Annotated in this window: 4 tRNA genes; all 4 read left to right on the plus strand. The window is 51.3% G+C overall.

Going from position 1 to position 392, the window contains the following annotated elements:
- Positions 1 to 2 precede the first annotated feature (2 nt).
- The 4 genes from CHH58_RS18060 (at position 3) to CHH58_RS18075 (ending at position 391) form a co-directional block, all read left to right on the plus strand.
- A tRNA-Trp gene (locus tag CHH58_RS18060) sits at positions 3 to 76 on the plus strand.
- A 16-nt stretch (positions 77 to 92) separates the two neighbouring features.
- Positions 93 to 165, plus strand: a tRNA-His gene (locus tag CHH58_RS18065).
- A gap of 72 nt (positions 166 to 237) precedes the next feature.
- A tRNA-Gly gene (locus CHH58_RS18070) sits at positions 238 to 312 on the plus strand.
- Between the two features lie 5 nt (positions 313 to 317).
- Positions 318 to 391: transfer RNA gene (locus CHH58_RS18075), tRNA-Cys, on the plus strand.
- The last annotated feature ends 1 nt before the right edge of the window (position 392 follow it).

Raw genomic sequence — 392 nt, forward strand, 5'->3', positions numbered from 1 at the left:
ATAGGGGTATAGTTCAATGGTAGAGCAACGGTCTCCAAAACCGTAAATGTGGGTTCAAATCCTGCTACCCCTGCCATAACATACTCATCATGGCGGTCGTGGCGAAGTGGTTAACGCACCGGATTGTGGCTCCGGCATTCGTGGGTTCGATTCCCATCGATCGCCCTCTAAATAGCTTTAGGCTATAGCCAAGTAAAAGGCAGGGATTCCAATGGAATCCTTAAGCCTAACTTGTATGCGGAAGTAGTTCAGTGGTAGAACATCACCTTGCCAAGGTGGGGGTCGCGGGTTCGAATCCCGTCTTCCGCTCCAATATTGGCGGCATAGCCAAGTGGTAAGGCAAAGGTCTGCAACACCTTGACCACCGGTTCAAATCCGGTTGCCGCCTCCAT

The organism is Terribacillus saccharophilus (genome assembly GCF_002272745.1).
GTDB lineage: Bacteria > Bacillota > Bacilli > Bacillales > Amphibacillaceae > Terribacillus > Terribacillus saccharophilus_B.